The 20258-nt window shown below is 68.1% G+C and carries 21 protein-coding genes; 12 read left to right on the top strand and 9 right to left on the bottom strand.

Features of this window, described 5'->3' with window-relative positions; genetic code table 11:
* Positions 1-189: 189 nt before the first annotated feature.
* From FOZ70_RS23295 to FOZ70_RS23285, 3 genes are all read right to left on the bottom strand, one after another.
* Positions 190-501 (bottom strand): high-potential iron-sulfur protein, encoded by a 312-nt coding sequence (locus FOZ70_RS23295; protein ID WP_021163765.1) that lies wholly within the window; start codon positions 499-501, stop codon positions 190-192.
* Between the two features lie 183 nt (positions 502-684).
* The gene (locus FOZ70_RS23290; protein WP_111998590.1) at positions 685-1794 is read right to left on the bottom strand and encodes an NAD(P)/FAD-dependent oxidoreductase; all 1110 of its coding nucleotides are present in this window, start codon (positions 1792-1794) and stop codon (positions 685-687) included.
* Between the two features lie 153 nt (positions 1795-1947).
* Positions 1948-2928 (bottom strand): AAA family ATPase, encoded by a 981-nt coding sequence (locus FOZ70_RS23285; protein ID WP_060218316.1) that lies wholly within the window; start codon positions 2926-2928, stop codon positions 1948-1950.
* A gap of 229 nt (positions 2929-3157) precedes the next feature.
* On the opposite strand from FOZ70_RS23285, the gene FOZ70_RS23280 reads away from it, so the two are divergent.
* From FOZ70_RS23280 to FOZ70_RS23235, 10 genes are all read left to right on the top strand, one after another.
* Positions 3158-3877, top strand: a complete 720-nt coding sequence (locus tag FOZ70_RS23280; RefSeq protein ID WP_193094454.1) for a nitroreductase — start codon at positions 3158-3160, stop codon at positions 3875-3877.
* Between the two features lie 146 nt (positions 3878-4023).
* Positions 4024-4512 carry a hypothetical protein gene (locus FOZ70_RS23275; protein WP_021163081.1) on the top strand — a complete coding sequence of 163 codons (489 nt, stop codon included), beginning with the start codon at positions 4024-4026 and terminating at the stop codon, positions 4510-4512.
* Positions 4513-4517: 5 nt separating this feature from the next.
* On the top strand, positions 4518-5330 hold the full coding sequence (locus tag FOZ70_RS23270; RefSeq protein ID WP_060376791.1) for an endonuclease/exonuclease/phosphatase family protein: 813 nt from the start codon (positions 4518-4520) through the stop codon (positions 5328-5330).
* A gap of 165 nt (positions 5331-5495) precedes the next feature.
* Positions 5496-6143 (top strand): LysE family transporter, encoded by a 648-nt coding sequence (locus FOZ70_RS23265; protein ID WP_059710703.1) that lies wholly within the window; start codon positions 5496-5498, stop codon positions 6141-6143.
* 234 nt (positions 6144-6377) lie between these two features.
* Entirely contained in the window at positions 6378-7148 is a 771-nt protein-coding gene (locus FOZ70_RS23260; RefSeq protein WP_027788896.1) for a ferredoxin--NADP reductase, read from the top strand.
* A 415-nt stretch (positions 7149-7563) separates the two neighbouring features.
* Positions 7564-8379, top strand: coding sequence for a quorum system sensor histidine kinase RqpS (gene rqpS, locus FOZ70_RS23255; protein ID WP_042973076.1), 816 nt, complete (start codon positions 7564-7566; stop codon positions 8377-8379).
* Positions 8380-8386: 7 nt separating this feature from the next.
* Positions 8387-9043: a response regulator transcription factor RqpR gene (rqpR, locus tag FOZ70_RS23250; RefSeq protein WP_021157028.1), complete on the top strand. Its 657-nt coding sequence runs from the start codon at positions 8387-8389 to the stop codon at positions 9041-9043.
* 232 nt (positions 9044-9275) lie between these two features.
* Positions 9276-10682, top strand: coding sequence for an amino acid permease (locus FOZ70_RS23245; RefSeq protein ID WP_048026600.1), 1407 nt, complete (start codon positions 9276-9278; stop codon positions 10680-10682).
* 546 nt (positions 10683-11228) lie between these two features.
* Positions 11229-11732, top strand: coding sequence for a hypothetical protein (locus FOZ70_RS23240; protein ID WP_027788893.1), 504 nt, complete (start codon positions 11229-11231; stop codon positions 11730-11732).
* A 210-nt stretch (positions 11733-11942) separates the two neighbouring features.
* Complete coding sequence (locus FOZ70_RS23235) at positions 11943-12968, top strand: XdhC family protein (RefSeq protein ID WP_027788892.1); 1026 nt, start codon at positions 11943-11945, stop codon at positions 12966-12968.
* Positions 12969-13083: 115 nt separating this feature from the next.
* Here FOZ70_RS23235 and FOZ70_RS23230 read toward each other — a convergent pair whose 3' ends face one another.
* The 6 genes from FOZ70_RS23230 to fliE form a co-directional block, all read right to left on the bottom strand.
* Complete coding sequence (locus tag FOZ70_RS23230) at positions 13084-13821, bottom strand: PepSY-associated TM helix domain-containing protein (RefSeq protein ID WP_219706856.1); 738 nt, start codon at positions 13819-13821, stop codon at positions 13084-13086.
* A 269-nt stretch (positions 13822-14090) separates the two neighbouring features.
* Complete coding sequence (locus tag FOZ70_RS23225; RefSeq protein ID WP_060222448.1) at positions 14091-14408, bottom strand: EscU/YscU/HrcU family type III secretion system export apparatus switch protein; 318 nt, start codon at positions 14406-14408, stop codon at positions 14091-14093.
* Positions 14405-15754 (bottom strand): flagellar hook-length control protein FliK, encoded by a 1350-nt coding sequence (locus FOZ70_RS23220; protein WP_219706854.1) that lies wholly within the window; start codon positions 15752-15754, stop codon positions 14405-14407. The genes FOZ70_RS23225 and FOZ70_RS23220 overlap by 4 nt, the downstream gene beginning before the upstream one ends.
* A 145-nt stretch (positions 15755-15899) precedes the next feature.
* Positions 15900-16232, bottom strand: a complete 333-nt coding sequence (locus tag FOZ70_RS23215; protein WP_021164035.1) for a flagellar protein FliT — start codon at positions 16230-16232, stop codon at positions 15900-15902.
* The gene (gene fliS, locus FOZ70_RS23210) at positions 16229-16663 is read right to left on the bottom strand and encodes a flagellar export chaperone FliS (RefSeq protein WP_021164034.1); all 435 of its coding nucleotides are present in this window, start codon (positions 16661-16663) and stop codon (positions 16229-16231) included. The genes FOZ70_RS23215 and fliS overlap by 4 nt, the downstream gene beginning before the upstream one ends.
* A gap of 225 nt (positions 16664-16888) precedes the next feature.
* A complete protein-coding gene (gene fliE, locus FOZ70_RS23205; protein ID WP_021164033.1) occupies positions 16889-17233 on the bottom strand; it encodes a flagellar hook-basal body complex protein FliE in 345 nt (114 codons plus the stop codon).
* Between the two features lie 248 nt (positions 17234-17481).
* On the opposite strand from fliE, the gene fliF reads away from it, so the two are divergent.
* Both fliF and fliG read left to right on the top strand, forming a co-directional pair.
* Complete coding sequence (fliF, locus tag FOZ70_RS23200) at positions 17482-19245, top strand: flagellar basal-body MS-ring/collar protein FliF (RefSeq protein WP_048026708.1); 1764 nt, start codon at positions 17482-17484, stop codon at positions 19243-19245.
* The coding region (gene fliG / locus FOZ70_RS23195) for a flagellar motor switch protein FliG (RefSeq protein WP_258025706.1) at positions 19235-20258 on the top strand (1024 nt) is incomplete at its 3' end. The genes fliF and fliG, both read left to right, overlap by 11 nt.

Below are 20258 nucleotides of genomic sequence, written 5' to 3'. Positions count from 1 at the left end.
GTGCCTCGTCCTCGTCAGTACGCCGTGTCGGGCGGCGCGGTGCGCGGGGTGCCCGCGGCGCGCTGGTTTGCAGCGAGTGTAGAAAGCGACGGAACCGTTTTCAAGCAATAAAAAACGCCCGCCATCGTTCGAGGGCGGGCGTTTTGCGGTTTTCGCCACAATGCGGCATCGCACGATGCCGCACGGGCCTCAACCCATCTTCGAGAAGGCGCTGCACCAGCCCTTCGCCGACACCTGCTTGCCGGGGAAGGCGCCGCACGGGCCCGAGGCCGAGCCCTTCTTGCCCTGGTACAGCATGCAGGCCGCACAATCCTGGCCCGCTGCGTATTTCGGGTACTTCGTCTTGTCGACCTTCGTGGCATCGGCCTTGTAGCCGAGCGCCACGGCGGTCGGATCGGTTTCCGACAGCATCGGTGCATCGGCCAGCGCTTCGCGCGACAGCGCCAGCGCGGACACGGCACCAATGCTCGTAATCAGGAAACTCCGACGGGATGTTTTCATGGGGGACTCGCTCCAACGTTATCGGTTTGAAAGCTGTTCTGGCGACAGCCGTTCGACAGAATAACGCTCAAGCGAATAAATGTGCGCGCCGAAATTCCAGAGATAAGGAATTTCACACGGCTGCCACGTGCCTGCAACCTGGCCGACACGCACACGCGACATGCCCGCTACACGCCCGCCACATCAGCGGTAAGCCGCCATGTCGCCCACGCGCTGCGCGAGCGCGAGCGACGCGGTGAGCCCCGGCGACTCGATGCCGAACAGGTTCACGAGCCCGCGCACGCCATGCTGCGCGGCGCCCTGCACGATGAAATCGGCCGGCGGCTCGCCGGGCCCCGCGAGCTTCGGCCGGATGCCCGCGTAGGCCGGCTGCAGCGCGTCGTCGGGCAAGCCCGGCCAGAACGAGCGGATCGACGCGTAAAACGCGGTCGCACGCGCCGGATCGACTTCGTAGCGCAGCGAATCGCACCACTCGACATCCGGGCCGAAGCGCGCCTGCCCGCCGAGATCGAGCGTCAGGTGCACGCCGAGCCCCGCGCGATCGGGCATCGGGTAGATCAGGTGCGAGAACGGCGCGCGGCCCGACAGGCTGAAGTAATTGCCGCGCGCGAGATAGAGCGGCGGCACCCAGCGCGGGTCGAGGCCGCGCGTGCGGCGCGCCAGCGCCTGCGCGCCGAGGCCCGCGCTGTTGATCACGCACGCGGCCTCGATCTCGGCGGGCGCGTCGCCGCCCGTGCGCACGACGAAGCGCCCGCCGCGCAGCACGTCGATCGATTCGACCGGGGATTTCAGCGCGCACACGGCGCCGTCGCGCTCGGCGTCGCCGAGCAGCGCGAGCATCAGCTGGTGGCTGTCGACGATGCCGGTGGACGGCGAGAACAACGCCTCGACGCATTCGAGCGCGGGCTCGAGCGTCTGCGCCTCGGCACGCGTGAGCGGCATCAGGTCGAGCACGCCGTTCTCGGCCGCGCGCGCGGCGATCGCCTTCAACTGCTTCACCTGCGCGACGCTGGTGGCGACGAGCAGCTTGCCGGTGCGCCGGTGCGGCACGTGATGCGTCTCGCAGAATTCGTACAGCAGGTCGCGCCCGTGCACGCACGACGTCGCCTTCAGCGACCCGCGCGGATAGTAGAGCCCCGCATGGATCACTTCGCTGTTGCGCGAGCTCGTACCCGTGCCGATCGCATCGGCGGCCTCGAGCACGAGCGTTTCACGCCCGCGCGCGGCCAGTTCGCGCGCAATCGCAAGACCGACGACGCCCGCGCCGATCACGACACAATCCATCTGCTCCATGACGTTTCGCGCCGCTAGCGCGTCGAGGGGAGAGAAGAGAATTGTACGTCCCGGTTCTCCCGCTTGCCGAAGGTCGCGCACCGCGTCGCGGCGACACGGTGCACGCCGTACGGCGCGGCGCGCGCATGCCGCCGCCGTGCCCGCGCCGCCGGTTCAGAAGCCGATCGGCCGGCGCTTCGCGGCGCCCTCGTCGGCCCGGATGTCGCGCGGCCCGATCGCGTCGCGCCCGTCGAGCCGGGCGGCGCCGAACGCGTGCAGCAGCGCGCGGCGCATCGTGCGCGGCGGTGTCGCGGCCAGCACGTCGAGCGCGTCGCCGCCCAGGGTCTCCGGGAAGCGCCGCCCCCACGCATGCGACGTGCGGATCTCGTCGTAGATCGTCTGCGCGATCCGGCGCGCGCCGGCCGCATCGGGCGGCTCGATCTCGTACACGTTCATCCGGTTGAGCAGCGGCTCCGGGATTGCATGCGCATCGTTCGCGGTCGCGATCCAGATCACGTTGCCCGCATCGATCGGCACTTCCGCGAATTCGTCGATGAACGCGCGCGCGGTGTCGTGCTCGAGCAACGCGTACAGCGCGCCGAGCGGATCGTATTGCGCGTCGCTGCCGGCCTTGTCGATCTCGTCGACCGTGATCACCGGGTTCGCGTAGCTGCCGTTCACGAGCGCATCGAACACCTTGCCGGGCTTCGCGTTCTTCCATTGCGACGACGCCCCCGACAGGATCCAGCCGGCCGTCAGCGAACTCATCGGCACGTAGTGGTAAGCGGTGCCGAGCAGCTGCGCGAGCGCCTTCGCGAAATGCGTCTTGCCGATGCCCGGGGGCCCGAGCAGCAGGATCGGCATCAGTTCGAGCCGGTCGTCCGTTTCGAGACACAGCGCGATCTGCTTGCGCACGTCGTCGAGCGGCTCGGCGAAATTGGGCAATGCCTCGCCGAGCGCGTCGAACGACGGCATCCGGTTCGGCTTCACGCAAAAGCGCAGATTGCCCGTCTTGAGCATCTTCTCGTAGGTGGCGCGCAGTGCGTCGCTCGCGCTCTCGTTCAGGTCGCTCAGCGCCGTCTCGACCTGCTCGAGGTCGTACACCGTGCTGAAGGACGCCACCGCCAGTTCCTGTTTCACCATCGCCGTCGTCATACCAACCTCGCTGCCGCTTGCTGTCACACGATCATCAGACCCTTACGATTTCAGTGTAGCGATCCCGTATTCCCGCGCAAGCAAGCAGCCACGCGCGTGTGCTGCTAACACCCGCGCGCGCTGCACGCCAGCGCACCGCGGCGTATGATCGTCGGTTCACCCACCCGCCGCACCGGCCCGGCCGACCGCGCCCGCGCGGCGCGTCGGATCTCGCCCCGAAGGTATGCCGATGTCCGTCCCCACTGCTTTCCCGCGCGTCGATGCCGATGCGACCGGCGCCGTCGACGCGGCGCTCACGTCGCGCCGTGCGATCCGCGCGTTCCTGCCGACGCCCGTGCCGCGCGACACGCTCGAGGCGATCCTCGAAGCCGCGAGCCGCGCGCCGTCGGGCACCAACATCCAGCCGTGGCGCGTGTACGTCGCGACGGGCGCCACGCGCGACGCGCTCGCCGCCGCGCTCACCGCGGCCCACGACGATCCCGCGCGCGACGAGAAATACGTCGCCGAGTACGACTACTACCCGCGCGAATGGGTGTCGCCGTATATCGACCGGCGCCGCAAGGTCGGCTGGGACCTGTACGGCCTATTGAACATCGGCCGCGACGACAAGGCGCGCATGCATGCGCAGCACGCGCGCAACTTCCGCTTCTTCGATGCGCCGGTCGCGCTGTTCTTCACACTCGACCGCGTGATGACACACGGTGCATGGCTCGACTGCGGGATGTTCCTGCAAGGCGTGATGACGGCCGCGCGCGCACGCGGGCTCGATACCTGCCCGCAGGCCGCGTTCGTGCCGTTTCACCGGATCATCGCCGAACACCTCGGCATTCCCGCCAACGAACAGTTGGTCTGCGGCATGTCGCTCGGCCATGCGGACCCCGACGCGATCGAGAACCGCCTCGTCACCGAGCGCGCGAGCGTCGCGGAGTTCGCGAGTTTTTTCGGTTGAAAACGCATGACGCGGCCCTACCTTTCGAACAGGACCGCATCGTGCGGCGAACCTGTCGCGACGCGTCCTGTCACATCACGACCGAAATCGATCGGGCGTAAGATGTGCGTCCGTTCCCCGCTATCGCGCGTTCCCGGAGACGTTTCATGCTGAAACACGGCCTGGCCGTCCTGCTCGCGAGCATCGCGCTCGCCGCCCATGCGCAGAGCCCCGCGCCGGCCTCCGTCGCGTGGGAGATCCAGGTGGTACGCGACGGTCAGACCATCGACACGTTCCAGCAGCGCACCACCGTGGGTCAGACCCGCACCGATACCCATCGCTATCCGTCCGCCGTGCCGGTCGGCTGCGGCAATGCCGCGCGCGTCGTGCCGACCGAGCGCTCGCGCTCGGTGACGGTCGCGCCGCTCACCGTCGATGCCGGCGCGAACACCGTGTCGCTCGCGCTCGACGTGCAGGAAACGCTCGACGACGAAAACGCGACGCGCAGCGATCCGTGCATACCCGCGTCGCCGCGGCAAATCGTCGCGAGCCACCCGGGCCTGACGGTCGGCGCCGACGCGTGGACCGACTGGACGCTCGTCGAGCAGCGTCCGCACCTCGTGTACCGCGTGCGTGCGCACGTCGCGAAGGATTGAGCGTCATGTCCGCCGACGCTCTCTCCCTGCCGTTCGCCGAACCGCACGCCGCGCCCGACGAAATCACCGCGGTGAGCTGGAACCTGCACAAGGGCCGCTCGCCGCTCGGCTTCACCGCGTGGAACGCGATGCGCAACTGGATGCAGTCGACGCACGCCGACGTGTATTTCCTGCAGGAAGCGATGGCGCGCCGCATGCCGCGCCCGATGCTCGCTCCCGGCTTCGGCGCGCCGATGGACGACGCGGTCGACGACGTGTGGCACTGCCAGGCCACCGAGATCGCGCAAGCGCTCGACTGGCAGATCGCGCTCGGGCCGAACGTGTTCAAGCCGTCGTGGCGGCACGGCAACGCGATCCTGTCGCCGCATCCGCTCGACCTCGGCGGCCGCTGGGACATCTCCGCGCACCGCTTCGAGCGGCGCGGGCTGCTGGTCGCGCGGGCGACGCTCGCGGGCGCGCGACCGGTCACGCTGCTGTGCGCGCACCTCGCGCTCACGCGCGCCGCGCGGCTGCGCCAGATGCACTGGATCGCGCACTGGATCGTGCGCAACGCGGGCGACGGCCCGCTGATGCTGGCCGGCGACTTCAACGACTGGCGCAACGATTCGGTCGCGCTGTTCGGCGAGATCGGGTTGTCCGAGGTCGCGACGCTGCTCGGCGAATCGGGCCGCACGTTCCCCGCGTTCTCGCCGGCGCTCGCGCTCGACAAGATGTTCGTGCGCGGGCTGACGCCGCTCGAATGGCGCGCGCCGTCCGGCGAGGCCGCGTGGCTGTCGGACCACCTGCCGTATATCGCGCGCCTGCGTCTCGATCCGTAATAACGGCTATACGGCCGCGAAACGACCGCAAAACGCTCGCAACAACGACCGCGACCGCGAGTCGATCACGCCTCCGGTCGCCCCCGGCGAAAGCGCGGCCGCGCGGCGCGCGCTACATTAACGGCTTGCCCGTTCCTCCCGCGCCCGCCGCCGGGCCGCGCCGCCATGACCTACCTGCCGATCCTGCTGCAAATCGCCGTCGTCTATCTCGTCGCCGCGATCACCCCCGGCCCGAATTTCTTCATGATTTCGCAACTGTCGCTCGCGGGGCGGCGCAGCCTCGGCGCCGCGTCGGCGCTCGGCGTCGGCACCGCGTCGGTCGCCTGGGCCTCGCTCGCGATGCTCGGCCTCGCGGCCGTGCTGCATCAGGTCGAATGGCTGTACGAGGCGATCCGGATCGGCGGTGCCGTGTACCTCGTGTATTTCGGCCTCAAGCTGCTGCGCTCGGGCGTGCGCCGCGACGCGGCACCGGCCGATGCGCCCGACGAACGCGCACCGCTGGCCGCGCCGCACGCGCGCGACTACCTGCGCGCGTATCGCAGCGGCCTGTTCACGTGCCTGACGAACCCGAAATCGTGCGCGTTCTGGACCAGCGTGTTCGCCGCGATGCTGCCCGCACACGTGCCGCTGTGGTTCAACGGCGCGGTGCTGGTGACGATCGGCGCGCTGTCGGCCGGCTGGTATTCGTGCGTCGCGTACCTGTTCGCGAGCCCGCGCGCGCAGCGCGGCTACCGGCGCGTGCGGCGCCCGCTCGACGCGCTGTGCGGCGTGGCGCTCGTCGGCCTCGGCGCGAAACTCGCGGCCGAGCGCTGAAAACTGAAAGCAGATTGAAATAATTCGTTGCGCCAAATCCGCGCAGCCGCGGGGGTCAAGCCCGCGATCCGCGCCAACAGGGTAAAATAACGAGTTCCTCAATCGTCTGTCATCGAGAAGGCGCGTGTCCGACGCGCCGGCCGGCCGATCCTCGATCGGGCCGTCGCACTCGGTTTTTTTGCCCGTTTTTGGGCCCGTTACTCGCGTTCGCTACGCGCGTCCGTTTTCAAAGCCATGAGCAAATACGACACCGCCACCGTCCAATCCGTCCATCACTGGACCGACACGCTGTTCAGCTTCACCTGCACCCGTGAGGCGAGCCTGCGCTTCAACAACGGCGAATTCACGATGGTCGGCCTCGAAGTCGACGGCAAGCCGCTCGCGCGCGCCTACTCGATCGTCAGCCCGAACTACGAAGAGCATCTCGAATTCTTCAGCATCAAGGTGCAGAACGGCCCGCTGACGTCGCGCCTGCAGCACCTGAAGGTGGGCGACACGGTGCTGATCGGCAAGAAGCCGACGGGCACGCTGGTTGCCGACAACCTGCTGCCGGGCAAGACGCTGTGGATGCTGTCGACGGGCACGGGCCTCGCGCCGTTCATGTCGATCATCCGCGATCCGGACATCTACGAACGCTTCGACAAGGTGATCCTGACGCACACGTGCCGCCTGAAGGGCGAGCTCGCGTACATGGACTACATCAAGCACGACCTGCCGGGCCACGAGTACCTCGGCGACATCATCAAGGAAAAGCTCGTCTACTACCCGACGGTCACGCGCGAAGCGTTCGACAACGAAGGCCGGATCACCGACCTGATCGCGACGGGCAAGCTGTTCACGGATCTCGACGTCCCGCCGTTCTCGCCGGAAAACGACCGCGTGATGCTGTGCGGCAGCACCGCGATGCTGAAGGACACGACCGACCTGCTGAAGCAGGCCGGCCTCGTCGAAGGCAAGAACAGCGCGCCGGGCCACTACGTGATCGAACGCGCATTCGTGGACTGATCGGTCCCCAGATTTGCGCGTCATCAAGAACCGGAGCGAAAGCTCCGGTTTTTTTTCGTCCCTACTTGGCGAATTCGTAACAAATTGGGATCATCCCATCTCAAATAGTTACATTTGGATACGTCATCGTCCGGCGCTCGGGTGTCAGTGTTTTTCCTACAACACGTTCATTCCGATTATTCACATTTACCCTTAAATGTCCGCCCGACATGACCTTTTCGGAAATTTTGAGATATTATTCGCCGCGCGTGGTTGCCGTTCGGATGAGAGTGGAAGGGTCGGATGCAAGTGTTACAAGACGTAACTTTTGTTACCTCGGCAGGGTGCGATTCTCTGGCGGCGACTGTCTTCGAAACGGCAGCCGATCCACGCAGCCAGCCGGTGTCTGAACCGCTTTCTGACAGCAGGGAGAGTCATGGATACGTCGCTTAACGCGCCTTTGGGCGCCCACGCCCCGTTCCCGTCGCAACAGCTCGTGCCGGGCTGCGCCGCGACTCCGCCCATTGCCGACGCCGCGCCGAAACGCGGCGCCTCCGCCGCGCGGATCGCAGCGCTGTCTGCCCAATTGCTCGCCGCCGACGAAGCCGCTCGCCGCCACCTGGCCGGTGAGTTGCATGACGGACTCGGCGCCGAACTCACCGCCGCGCGTTTCGCGCTCGCAAACGTTCAAACGTGGCTGCCGGCCGACGCGCCGGACGGTTGCCTGCGCGCGCTGGAGCTGGCGCAGCAGGCGCTCGACGCCGCAACCGACGCGAATCGCCGGCTGATCGACGAGCGCGACACGCCGGCGCTCGACGCGGGCGTGGTCGGCGCGTTGTCGTCGTGGGTCGACACCCATGCGGCACGCACGGGCCTGCGCACCAGCTTCGTGTGCGCAGCCGATGCGCGCCTGACGCAAGTCGCCGGCGCCGGCGCGCTCGCGGTGTTCCGCGTCGCGCAGGAAGCGTTGTCGAACGTCGCGAAGCACGCCCGCGCGACGTCGGTCGACGTGCGGATCGTCACCGACGGCACGCATCTGTCACTGATTATCTCCGACGATGGTACCGGTTTCCCCCGCAGCCGCCGCAGCGGCTACGGTCTCGCCGGCATGCGCGCCCGCTGCGAGGCGTTCGGCGGCAGCTTCGAGACGGCCACGCCGGAAGCCGGCCACGGCACGCGCGTCACCGCGCGCTTCGCCTGGGATTCGCTGCTCGCGGTGCCCGTCACGGCCCGCCGCGCGTCGCTTTCGTGAGGTCGTCATGAGCCTGAACATCCTGCTCGTGGACGATCACGCGATCGTCCGGCAAGGGATCCGCCAGTTGCTGATCGACCGTGGCGTCGCGCGCGACGTCACCGAGGCCGAGAACGGCGGCGACGCCATGGCCGCCGTCGACAAGCAGGAATTCGACGCGATCCTGCTCGACATCTCGCTGCCGGACACGAACGGCATCGAAGTGCTCAAGCGCCTCAAGCGCAAGCTGCCGCGCACGCCGGTGCTGATGTTCTCGATGTACCGCGAGGATCAGTACGCGGTGCGCGCGCTGAAGGCCGGTGCCGCCGGCTACCTGTCGAAGACGGTCAACGCGGCGCAGATGATCGGCGCGATCCAGCAGGTCGCGGCCGGCCGCAAGTACGTGAGCCCCGCGATGGCCGAGGCGCTCGCCGAATACGTGTCGTTCGAGAACGAGCCGCTGCCGCACGAGAAGCTGTCCGACCGCGAATACCAGACGCTCTGCATGCTCGCGTCGGGCAAGCGGCTCACCGATATCGCGAACACGCTGTCGCTGTCCGTGAAGACGGTGAGCGTGTACCGGTCGCGGCTGCTCGAGAAGATGCGGCTGTCGAACAATGCGGAACTCACGTTTTACGTGATGAGCAACCAGCTCGTCGACATGGCGCCCACGGCCGGCGCCTGATTTCCCCGCCCGGCCCGACTCACCTGGCCCGACCCGGCGACGCGGCGCATGCCGCGCCGCCGCCGAGTGCCGTCCGCCGCCCCGCCTTTGGGCGCGCAAGCGCTTGTTTTATCGGACGATTTCGCGGTACACCGCTGCGCCGCAGCGAGTCTTGCGCGCCAAATCGGCTAAAATTGCGGGTTTTCACTCAGTCAGCGCTATCGCGCCCGCGCGCGCTGGCGATTCATCCGCAATGTCTCTCTTCCGCAAGAAAAACGTCGATCGCATGATCGCCGGCGCGCAGGCCGCCGGGCTCAAGAAAGCGCTCGGCGCGATCGACCTCACCTTCCTCGGCATCGGCGCGATCATCGGCACCGGCATCTTCGTGCTGACCGGCACCGGCGCCGTGCAGGCCGGCCCCGCGCTGATGCTGTCGTTCGTGATCGCCGCGATCGCATGCGGCCTCGCGGCGCTGTCGTACGCGGAATTCGCGTCGACGATCCCCGTCGCCGGCTCGATCTACACGTACTCGTACGCGACGCTCGGCGAACTCGTCGCGTGGATCATCGGCTGGGACCTGATGCTCGAATACGGCCTCGCGTCGTCGGCCGTGTCGGTCGGCTGGTCGGGTTACCTGCAGTCGCTGCTGCAGGGCTTCGGACTGACGCTGCCCACCGTGCTGACGGCCGCGCCCGGCGCGGTGCCGGGTGTCGTCACGTGGTTCAACCTGCCCGCGTTCCTCGTGATGATCGTGATCACCACGCTGCTGTCGATCGGCATCCGCGAGTCGACCCGCATCAACAACATCATGGTGTTCATCAAGGTGTCGGTCGTGCTGCTCGTGATCGCGGTCGGCGTGTTCCATGTGACGCCCGCGAACTGGAAGCCGTTCATGCCGCACGGCTGGAACGGCGTGTTCGGCGCGGCGGCCGTGATGTTCTTCGCGTTCATCGGCTTCGACGCGGTGTCGTCGGCGGCCGAGGAAGTGAAGAATCCGAAACGCGATTTGCCGATCGGCATCATCGCGTCGCTCGCGGTGTGCGCGGTGCTGTACGTGACGGTCGCCGCGGTCGCGACCGGCATCGTGCCGTCGGCGCAGTACGCGAACATCTCGCACCCGATCTCGTATGCACTGCAGGTCGCCGGCGAGACGTGGGTGGCGGGCTTCATCGATCTCGGCGCCGTGCTCGGCATGCTGACCGTGATCCTCGTGATGAGCTACGGCCAGACGCGCGTGATCTTCGCGATGTCGCGCGACGGGCTGCTGCCGGCAACGCTGTCGCGCGTGCACCCGCGTTTCGCGACGCCGTTCCTGACGACCTGGCTCGTCGGCCTGTTCTTCGGGCTGATCGCCGCGCTCGTGCCGCTCAACGTGCTCGCCGAGCTGATCAACATCGGCACGCTCGCGGCGTTCTCGATGGTGTCGATCGCGGTGCTCGTGCTGCGCCGCACGCACCCCGACCTGCCACGCGCGTTCCGCTGCCCCGGCGTACCGGTCGTGCCGATCCTCGCGGTCGCATCGTGCCTGTTCCTGATGCTGAACCTGCAGCCCGTCACGTGGGCCGCGTTCGGCATCTGGCTCGTGATCGGCCTCGTGATCTACTTCCTGTACTCGCGTCACCACTCGAAGCTCGCGCACGGTCACCACGACGCGCACTGAGCGCCGCCGTGCCGCACGCGGCACGATGCGCATCCGCGGGGCCGCCATCCGGCCCCGCCCCCTCCTCTCCTCTCCCTCGCCCGTCACGCCGCCGCGTTGCGTTTCCCGCAACGATTCGCGCGGCAGTTCCCGTTTTCATCGGCTGTTTTCCGAATACCGGTATATTCGATTCGGATCGACAAATTAATCGATGAAAAATGTAATTCAATTGAATTGAATATGAATAGAAGAAAATAATCTCGCAAACGACATTGAACTCCTTCATTCGCCAAACTAGTATTCAGGTCGGCCGGCCGCACACACCCGCCCAGCCTGCGTCAGACGGGGAATTCGCCGCAGCATGAGCGCAACGCGATGCAATCGGCTTCATCGAATCGCATTTCCATCAAACAGAAATTCATTGCGTGTTCACGGACGAATTTTCAGCATCTTTTTAATTAACGACATTTAAAGCCGGATAATCCGGTCGCTGGTATTGAATTGCCTCCGAGGGGAGGCATGTCGCTGCACCTGTCCGAAGTTCAACAAGAACCAGAGAGGTCTGTCATGAGCAATACATTGGTCAACGTCACGGCGAAGGTCGAAATCAGCGCGACCAACCAGACGATTGCGGGGCTCAGGGATTATCAAAGCAAGAACTGGGCGATCGGGCTGAACGGGGATACGCTCGCGCCGGATGGTTTCCTCACGTTCTTCACCGAACGCAACCTGCCGTTCAGCTACTACGTCCGCGCGCGTGGCGTCTCGGTCGGCGAGCCGAGCGCATACCAGGCGAACATCGAGACGCTGACGCAGCACATCGCCGCGATTCGCGCGTCGGAGACAAACCAGGTCCAGGCGACGATCCGCGAGCTCGAGCTGTACAAGTCGCGGAACTGGGCGATCGGCCTGAACGGCACGACGCTGCAGCCGGACAATTTCCTGCCGTTCTTCGGCACCCGCTCCGTGCCGTTCGAGTATTACGTGCGCAGCGGCGGCGTCGAGCTTGGCTCGCCGAGCGCGTATGACAACAACATCCGCAACCTGACGCAGTACCTGGGCTCGCTCTGACGCATCGCCCCGCCGGGCGGATGCGTCCGCCCGGCAACCTGCCGACGGCCCGGCACGGGCCGTCCCGCTCGCCTTCCCCGCCGCTGCGCGCCTCCCCTTCCCCGTTTTGCGCCTTCCCCCGTCCCTGCACGCTTGTCGCGGCCGGTTCATAATCGCGCCATCGAACGGCGGCCCGCATCGACGGGTGCGCCCGGCAACAGGAAGAAGATGATGGAAAGCGTCGATCTCGATGTATTGAAATCCAGCGCGCGCTGGCTCGAAGAAGGGCGCCGCGTGCTGCTCGTGACGGTCGTGAAGACCTGGGGCTCGTCGCCCCGCCCCGAAGGCGCGATGCTCGCGGTCCGCGAGGACGGGCTCGTGGTCGGCTCGGTGTCCGGCGGGTGTATCGAGGACGACCTGATCGCCCGCGTGCATGCGAGCGGCATCGCGGCCGACGCGCGCCCGGAAGCGCTCAAGTACGGCGTGACGGCCGAGGAAGCACATCGCTTCGGGCTGCCTTGCGGCGGCACGATCCAGCTCGTGCTCGAGCCGCTCACGCGCGACAGCGGGATAACCGCGCTGTGCGCGGAAGTCGAGGCCGGGCGCCTCGTCACGCGCACGATGACGCTCGCGACGGGCCGCGCATCGCTGTCACCCGCGCAGGCCGCCGACGGGCTCGCGTTCGACGGCGAGCGGCTCGTGACGATCCACGGGCCGCGCTACCGGATGCTCGTGATCGGCGCCGGCCAGTTGTCGCGCTATCTGTGCCAGATCGCGGTCGGGCTCGACTACCAGGTGACGGTATGCGATCCGCGCGAGGAATACACCGATGCGTGGGACGTGCCGGGCACGCGCGTCGTGCACACGATGCCCGACGATACGGTGCTCGAGATGAACCTCGATGCGCGTTCGGCCGTGATTGCACTGACGCACGATCCGAAGCTCGACGATCTCGCGCTGATGGAGGCGCTGAAGACGCCCGCGTTCTACGTGGGCGCGCTCGGCTCGCGGCGCAACAACGCGGCGCGGCGCGAACGGCTGCGCGAATTCGACCTGAGCGAAGCGGAACTGGCCCGGCTGCACGGGCCGGCCGGCATCTACATCGGCAGCCGGACGCCGCCGGAAATCGCGATCTCGATCCTCGCCGAGATCACCGCCGCGAAGAACCATGTGTCGCTGCCGACGATCCTGCAGGTCGAGGGCGCGAAGGCCGCGCGGGAGATCGCGGCGAACAGCGGCGCGGCGTGCGGCCTCTGATCGGCGGGTAGTCGCGCGGGATACGCGGCCGCGACGGGCTAAGCCGACGAAACTGGCGAAGCCGACGAAACTGACGACAGCGCACGCGCCGGCGGCCGGCCGGCGCGCCCGCCGGTCAGGTCAGGCCGGCGGCAAGCGCCGCGGCGACCGAACCGGCCACCAGCACGACGCCGACCGTGCGGCGCTTGTTCAGCTCGGTCCACAGCAGCACGCCGGTCAGCGACAGCAGGATCAGCGAGCCCGCGATCGTGTCCATCAGCAGCACCCAGCCGAGATTCATCCCGACGCCGCGATGCAGGTTGTTCAGCGTCGTCAGGAACGTGTTGCCCGTGCGCTTCACCGAGACGTAGCCGTTGCCGACCCAGTATTCGGCCTGCAGGTTCTGGTGCGGGCCGAACAGGCCGAACTGCCAGTGCTCCGGCTGCATCACGCGCTTGTCGCCCCACGCAACGGGCTGCGCGGCCTCCTTGCGCATGCGCCCCGGCTTGCCGTCGAAATTCAGCTCGTGCTGCAGCCACTTCGTCATCGCGGCGGGCGTCTTCGGCACCGGATCGGGCAGCGCGATCTGCATCTCCTCGACCTGCGGCTCGCCTGTCGAAATCTTCAGCGGCGGCGCGCGGTGGTTGAGCAGCACGCCCGTCACGCCGAACAGCAGCCCGAGCACCGCGCCCCACAGCCCGACCCAGCCGTGCACCTTGCGCAGCCACTTGATGAAGGTCGCGCGGCGCGAGCGCTGGCGGCGCGCGGCCAGTTCGTCGTCGCTCAGCGGGCGGGCCGCCGCCGGGTGCAGCACGGTGACGCCCGCGCGGGCAGTACCCGTCCTGGGCGGATTGATTGTTTCGGGCGCGTTCACGCGAAAGGTTCCATTCGTTCAAAACAACGGGCGGCGCGCAAAACGTGCGCGCCGCCCGGGTAGCATGAAAATGAGAATGGATATCATTACACAAACAAACCGGCGGCTCAATCCATCCGGGTGCGCCGCGGCACGCCCGGCAAGAGCAAGAAGGCGGACAAAGCGCGCGCGTTGCGCCACGATGCCGGCCGATAGCCGGAAAATGCCGCCCGAATGACCTTGCAAGACCAGGACAGCATTTCGTAAGAAGTCGCGCGATGCCGGGCGATTCAGCGCAGCGGCGGCAGCGGAAAGCGCGGTGTGGTGTCTTCCGGCGCGGGCTCGGTGCGGTCGAGCGCGTACAGCCACGCGAGCAAATCCGCGACCGCCTGGTAGAGCTGCGGCGGAATCCGGTCGTCGAGATCGACCTGCATCAGCAGCGACACCATCTCCGGTGCCGTATGCACGTACAAGCCCGCATCGTGCGCACGCGCGACGATCATCTCGGCGAGCACGCCGTAGCCCTTCGCGACCACGCGCGGCGCCGCATCGCCGCCCTTCGGATCGTAGACGAGCGCGGCCGCGCGCTTGCGGGACGTCATGCTCATGGCAGCGCCTCGTCGTCGGTATCCGGCGCATGCGTCGCCGGGCCGCCGGCCGAACCGCGCGCATACGCGGCGGCGGCCGCCTGGGCTGCGAACAGGTCGAAGCCGTCCGGGCCGTCGTCGACCGCGCGGATCGACAATCCTCCCACCCTCAGCCCCGACACCTCGAGCCGCTGCCGCAGCGCGGCCTCGTGCCGCGCGAGGCGGTCGGCGCCCGTCTGGTTCGCGCGCAATCGCGCGACCAGTTGCGTGCCGTTCAGCACCAGTTCCGCGTCGACCGTGCCGAGCGACGGCAACGTCAGCGTCAGGCGCGTGCGCCATGCGATGCCGTCTCCCGGGCCATCGTCGCCGCGCGGCGAGCGGCTGCCCGGATCGTCCGGCTCGATCGTCCAGTCGAGCCGCGCACCGGGCCACGCCTCGCCCGTCCAGCGGAACTGGTCGGTCGCGAGCGCGTCGAGCTGCTGCCTGACGAGCGGCACGGTGGCCGGATGCACGGTCGCCAGCGTCTGCGCCTGGGAGTCGGACGACGCGGTGGCCGGTTGTGCGGGCGTCCCGCGCACATCAGGGCGTTCGCCGAGCAGATCGAACGTATCGGGCGGCAGCGACGCGCCGTGCCGCGCGCCCGCCGGCAAGCCCTGCGCGGGATCGCGTGCCGGTGCGCCGCCCTGGGCCGGCGTACCCGGCTGCGCCGTCGCCCGCGCGGTCGCGGGCAGCGGCGGCCGCTGCGCAAGCAGTTCGTCGAGCACATCGGTCGAGCCGTGCTGCGCGGCATCCGGGTCGGCCGGCACGAGCGCGGCCGCGAGGCGTGCCTGCGGCTCGCGCATCAGCGCCGCGAGCGGGCGCTGGCCGGCCAGCCACTGCGCCAGATGGGATTCGTAGAAAAGGCCGCTTTCGCTCACGGCCTGCGCGAGCGCTGCGCGCAGCGCCGCGACCGGCAGGGCCGCGCCCGCTTCGCGCGCCGCCGCAGCGGAAGATGCCGCGGCGGCGGCCGGCGTCGAAGACGCAGCCGGATCGGAGGCGGCCGGCGCGCGGGCCGGCAAGGCCGTATCGGTGAGCAGCACGGTGGGATCGGGCAGCAGCGGCACGCGCCCGGCAATGGCCGGCGTCGAGTCGCCACCGGCCCGCGAGATTGCGTCGAGCACGCGCCCGACATCGGACAGTGCGGTCTGGGTCGAGGCCGGCGGCGCGGCCGGCGGGCTGCCGGCCGAAGGCGTGGGCGCCGTGCCGGTGCCCGGCGTGCCGACCTGCGAGGTCGCGCCGCCGCCGGCGGGCGCCGATACGGTGCCGGTCAGCAGGCTGTCGAGGCGGCTCGCCAGCAGCGCGGCCGCAACGGAGTCGATACCGGTCATGATCGGAGCCTGCTCACCTCAGCCACATCGTTGCGAATCCGGGAACGGCACGCCGGTGCCGCCCGCGGGAACTGCGCGCCTCCCGCAACGGGTTCGTGCGCCCCGCGCCCGTCTCCCCGCCTCCCGGCTTCCCTGGAAACGGGCCCTACCCGCGCGCGCGGTAGAGATCGGTCAATACCTTGGTCGAGCGCCGCGCCTCGAACAGCGCGGACAGCCGCGCGACGTCCGGGCTCGCGAGGTCGCGGATCGCGGCGTCGTCGGCCAGGATGCGGCGGATCAGGTCGAGCTTGCGGCCGAGATCCGATTCGTCGAGCACGACGCCCGGATCGGCTTCCTTCAGCCCGTCGACGAGTGCCATGAATTCGGCCTGCAACCCCGGCAACGCGCTCCAGTCGGCGCTGCGGGCGGCGCCCAGCATCCGGCCCGACACGGCGGCGAGCGCCTCGTAACGTGCGAAGTATTCGGCCTTGCGATTCATCTCGATGCTTCCACTGCCTGTTGCGCGGCCATCCGCGCGACTTCCGGGGCGATCCCCGTCCATGCTTCCTCGAGCGTCGCGAGCAGCCCGTCGACCTCGACCAGCATCGCGTCGCTCGCCTGCGCGTTCGCTTCCAGCAGACGCCGGCCGATATACGCATACAGCGCGTCCAGCCGTTCCGCGATCTCGCCGCCCGCGTCGCGGTTCAGCGATGCCTTCAGCCCGCTCTCGACGATCCGGATCGCCTTGCCGATCGCATCGCCGCGCGCGGACACATTGCCCTGCTGCAAATGCATGCGCGCCAGCGCAACCGCCTGCCGCGCGCCCTGGTACAGCATCGCGATCAAACGGTGCGGGGAGGCGCCCATCACCCCGGTCTCGACGCCGACACGCGCGTATGCACTGGCTCCAGCGTGTCCTGGGGAAAACATGCGCTTCTCCTTGTTATGCGTTGGCTATACGGGAACCGCCGCCGTGCATCGCACGACGCGGCCTTCACCGGAGTTATCGGAAGGGATTTGAAAAGCTTTAGGCAAGCGTAGCCTGCCGCCGGGGCGCCGAAGGCGCCGGCCCGGAGGCCTTCCCTGAACAACTTTCGCCGGATGGCCGCCCCCGGGTGCCCGTCGCCGGGTACCCGTCCCCGGATGCCCGCCGCATCACACCGACATCTGCATGATGTCGTTGTAAGCGCTCACCAGCTTGTTGCGGACCTGGAGCCCGAACTGGAAGCCGATATTGGCTTTCTGCATGTCGACCATCACGTCGTTCAGCGAGACGTTCGGCGCACCGACCTCGAACGCCTGCGCCTCGCCGAGCGCGTGCTGCTGGTCGCCGCTGATCTTGTCGAGCGACGCCTTCATCGCGCTCGCGAACGTGCCGGCCGTCGCCGCGCCCGAACCGGCCAGCGCTGCCGTCGGGCTCGCGACGCCGCCGGACGCCTGCGCGGCCATCGACTGCATCTGTTGCAACACCGAACCGATTCCGCTGACGTTCGCAGTCATGCTGTCCCCAAAACTGAGAGAAGAGACCCGGCGCACCGGGCGTTCCGCCGGCGCCGCACCACGCGCACCATGCCGGATCGCGAAAAAGGATAGCAGCGCGCCGCGCGTCAAAGCCGAGAAAGTACGGGGGAAACCCCGCTCTTTTCAGTCGATCGGAACCGGGCCCGGGTCACGATAATCGCATCGTGTCATTGTCCGCCCGCTCGTCCGAGCGAGCTCAGTCGTCCCGCTCCGGAGAAACTCGACGCATGGATTCGCAGGCCAACTCGCTGATCAACCCAGACGCCCGCGCGGGCCTCGCCAGCCCGGCGCCCGGCGCCGCCGCGGCCGCCGCGTTGCCGGGCGCGGGTGGCGCAGGCGCGGACTTCGGGCTTGGCGGCTTCGCGGAACGCATTCCCGGCATCTCGCGGATGAAGGGCAACCCGAAGCTGCCGTTCCTGATCGCCGTCGCGTTCGCGGTCGCCGTGATCACCGCGCTCGTGCTGTGGAGCCGCGCGCCCGACTATCGCGTGCTGTACAGCAACCTGTCGGATCGCGACGGCGGCGCGATCATCGCCGCGCTCCAGCAGGCAAACGTTCCCTACAAGTTCGCCGATGCCGGCGGCGCGATCCTCGTGCCGTCGAACCAGGTACATGAAACGCGCCTGAAGCTCGCCGCGATGGGGCTGCCGAAGGGCGGCTCGGTCGGCTTCGAGCTGATGGACAACCAGAAGTTCGGCATCAGCCAGTTCGCCGAGCAGATCAACTACCAGCGCGCGCTCGAAGGCGAGCTGCAGCGCACCATCGAATCGATCAACGCCGTGCGCGGCGCGCGCGTGCATCTCGCGATCCCGAAGCCGTCGGTGTTCGTGCGCGACAAGGAAGCGCCGAGCGCGTCGGTGTTCGTCGACCTCTACCCGGGCCGCGTGCTCGACGAGGGCCAGGTGCAGGCGATCACGCGGATGGTGTCGTCCGGCGTGCCCGACATGCCCGCGAAGAACGTGACGATCGTCGACCAGGACGGCAACCTGCTGACCCAGACCGCCTCGGCATCCGGCCTCGACGCGAGCCAGCTCAAGTACGTGCAGCAGGTCGAGCACAACACGCAGAAGCGCATCGACGCGATCCTCGCGCCGATCTTCGGCACGGGCAATGCGCGCTCGCAGGTCAGCGCGGATCTCGATTTCTCGAAGGTCGAGCAGACGTCGGAAAGCTACGGCCCGAACGGCAATCCGCAGCAATCCGCGATCCGCAGCCAGCAGACCAGCAGCGCGACCGAGCTCGCGCAGGGCGGCGCGTCGGGCGTGCCGGGCGCGTTGTCGAACACGCCGCCGCAGCCGGCGTCCGCGCCGATCGTCGCCGGCAACGGCCAGAACGCGCCGCAGACGACGCCCGTGAGCGACCGCAAGGACCAGACGACCAACTACGAGCTCGACAAGACGATCCGTCACCTCGAGCAGCCGATGGGCAGCGTGAAGCGGCTGTCGGTCGCGGTCGTCGTCAACTACCAGCCGGTCGCCGATGCGAAGGGCCATGTGACGATGCAGCCGTTGCCGCCGGCAAAGCTCGCGCAGGTCGAACAGCTCGTGAAGGATGCGATGGGCTACGACGCGAAGCGCGGCGACTCGGTGAACGTCGTGAACAGCGCGTTCTCGACCGCGAGCGACCCGTACGCCGACCTGCCGTGGTGGCGCCAGCCCGACATGATCGCGATGGCGAAGGAAGCCGCGAAGTGGCTCGGCATCGCGGCGGCCGCGGCGGCGCTCTACTTCATGTTCGTGCGCCCGGCGATGCGCCGCGCGTTCCCGCCGCCCGAGCCGGTCGCGGCGGCGCTCGCCGCGCCGGAAGATCCGGTCGCGCTCGACGGCCTGCCGGCGCCGGAGAAGGCCGAAGAACCCGACGCGCTGCTGCTCGGTTTCGAAAGCGAAAAGAACCGTTACGAACGCAACCTCGACTACGCGCGCTCGATCGCCCGCCAGGATCCGAAGATCGTCGCCACCGTCGTGAAGAACTGGGTGTCCGATGAACGCTGAAGGCTTGACCAAGAGCGCGCTGCTGCTGATGTCGATCGGCGAGGAAGAGGCCGCGCAGGTATTCAAGTTCCTCGCGCCGCGCGAGGTCCAGAAGATCGGCGCCGCGATGGCCGCGCTGAAGAACGTCACGCGCGAGCAGGTCGAGGACGTGCTGCAGGAATTCGCGAAGGAAGCGGAGCAGCACACCGCGCTGTCGCTCGATTCGAGCGACTACATCCGCTCGGTGCTGACCAAGGCGCTCGGCGAGGACAAGGCCGGCGTGCTGATCGACCGCATCCTGCAGGGCAGCGACACGAGCGGCATCGAGGGCCTGAAGTGGATGGACTCGGGCGCGGTGGCCGAACTGATCAAGAACGAGCATCCGCAGATCATCGCGACGATCCTCGTGCACCTCGACCGCGACCAGGCATCCGAGATCGCGTCGTGCTTCACCGAGCGCCTGCGTAACGACGTGATGCTGCGGATCGCGACGCTCGACGGCATCCAGCCGGCCGCGCTGCGCGAACTCGACGACGTGCTGACGGGCCTGCTGTCCGGCAGCGACAACCTGAAGCGCAGCCCGATGGGCGGCATCCGCACCGCGGCCGAGATCCTGAACTTCATGACGAGCGTGCATGAGGAAGGCGTGCTCGAAAGCGTGCGCCAGTACGACGCGGATCTCGCGCAGAAGATCGTCGACCAGATGTTCGTGTTCGAGAACCTGCTCGACCTCGAGGACCGCGCGATCCAGATGGTGCTCAAGGAAGTCGAGTCGGAAACGCTGATCATCGCGCTGAAGGGCGCGCCGCCCGCGCTGCGCCAGAAGTTCCTCGCGAACATGTCGCAGCGCGCGGCCGAACTGCTCGCCGAGGATCTCGACGCGCGCGGCCCGGTACGCGTGTCCGAAGTCGAGACGCAGCAGCGCCGCATCCTGCAGATCGTGCGCAACCTGGCCGAGAGCGGCGCGATCGCTCGCCGAATCAGACATACGCGTCTTCCGCCTTGCCGCCGATCGCGATCGCGCCGCTCTCGGC

The sequence above is a fragment of the Burkholderia sp. COPS genome (assembly GCF_019425585.1).
Lineage (GTDB): Bacteria > Pseudomonadota > Gammaproteobacteria > Burkholderiales > Burkholderiaceae > Burkholderia > Burkholderia cepacia.
Note: the sequence above shows the minus strand (reverse complement) of the source record. Positions and strands in the feature narration are given on the sequence as shown.